Raw genomic sequence first — 1,711 nt, forward strand, 5'->3', positions numbered from 1 at the left:
CCGCAAAACCTTTGGGATGAAACCGAAGTCGGACGCCTCCGCGATGTGGCGACTGGCCTAACCGATCAGCCCGTGGGCGCCGGTGCCGCCTCCGCCGCCGTCGCCGCCGAGGCCGCCCGCACCTTGTTGGCCGCCGCCGCCGGTGCCGGCTTGGCCGCCGGCCCCGCCTTGGCCGCCGGTGCCGCCGGTCGTGCCCTGGCCGCTGTTGGTGCCGGTGATGCCGGCGCCGCCCTGGCCGCCGCTGCCGCCCTGCCCGCCTTGGCCGCCACTGCCGGCGTTGCCCGCCAAGGCCTGGCCGCCGAAGCCGGTGCCGCCGGCGCCGGCGTTGCCGCCGGTGCCGCCGGTGGCGCCGTTGTCGCCATCACCGCCGGCCACCCCCGCCAGGCCGCTGTTGTCGGTGCCCGCGGCGCCGTGGGCGCCGGTGCCGCCGGTGGCGCCGTCGCCGCCTTGGCCGCCCGCGCCCTGTTGGCCGCCGCCGCCGGTGCCGGCTTGGCCGCCGGCCCCGCCTTGGCCGCCGTTGCCGCCGGTCGTGCCCTGCCCGCTGTTGGTGCCGGTGATGCCGGAGCCGCCCTGGCCGCCGGTGCCGCCTTGGCCGCCTTTGCCGCCGCTGCCCGCCGTCCCGGAGGCGGCTTGGCCACCCAGGCCGGTGCCGCCCGCGCCGGCGTTGCCGCCGGTGCCGCCGGTGCCGCCCGTGCCGCCGTCGCCGCCGGCCACCCCGGCGTCGCCGCTGTGGTCGGCGCCGGTAGTGCCGAGCGCGCCCTGCCCGCCGGTGCCGCCGTTGCCACCCAGGCCGCCCGCGCCCTGCTGGCCGGTGCTGCCGCCGTTGGCGCTGCCGGCATCGCCGCCGCCACCGCCCTGGCCGCCGGCCCCGCCGGCCGCGCCCTGACCGTTGTTCATCCCGGTGATGCCCGAACCGCCGGTGCCGCCGTTGCCGCCCTGCGCGCCGGTTCCACCGTTGCCGGCGGTGCCCGAGGCGGCGGGGCCGCCATATCCGTTGCCGCCCGTGCCGGCGTTGCCGCCGGTGCCGCCCTTGCCGCCTCCGCCGCCGGCCCCGCCGGCCACTCCGGCGTCGCCGCTGTGGTCGGCGCCGTCTCCGCCGGCCGCTCCGGTACCACCGGTGCCGCCGTTGCCGCCGTGACCGCCCACACCCTGTTGCCCGGCGGTGCCGGAGCCGGCTTGGCCGCCGGCCCCGCCCTGGCCGCCGTTACCGCCGGACGTGCCCTGGCCGCTGTTGGTGCCGGTGATGCCGTCGCCGCCTTGGCCGCCGGTGCCGCCTTGGCCGCCTTGGCCGCCGTTACCGGCAGAGCCGGAGGCGGCTTGGCCACCCAGGCCGGTGCCGCCGGCACCGGCGTTGCCGCCGGTGCCGCCGGTGCCACCGTCGTCGCCGACTCCGCCGGCTACTCCAGCGTCGCCGCTGTGGTCGGTGCCGGCGGCGCCGTGGGCGCCGGTGCCACCGGTGCCCCCGTCGCCACCCTGGCCGCCCGCACCCTGCTGACCGCCGCCGCCGGTACCGGCTTGGCCGCCGGCCCCGCCCTGGCCGCCGGTGCCGCCGGACATGCCCTGGCCGTTGCTGGTGCCGGTGATGCCGGCGCCGCCCTGCCCGCCGCTGCCGCCCTGCCCGCCTTGGCCGCCACTGCCGGCGTTGCCCGCCAAGGCCTGGCCGCCCAGGCCGGTGCCGCCGGCGCCGGCGTTGCCGCCGGTGCCGCCGGTC

The 1,711-nt window shown here is 81.2% G+C and carries 1 protein-coding gene; it reads right to left on the reverse strand.

The window, feature by feature from the left end:
- Window positions 1–57 precede the first annotated feature (57 nt).
- On the reverse strand, window positions 58–1,711 hold a 1,654-nt coding region (locus A5787_RS27860), incomplete at its 5' end, for a hypothetical protein (RefSeq protein ID WP_197507328.1).

This window comes from Mycobacterium sp. 852002-50816_SCH5313054-b, from assembly GCF_001667185.1.
Lineage (GTDB): Bacteria > Actinomycetota > Actinomycetes > Mycobacteriales > Mycobacteriaceae > Mycobacterium.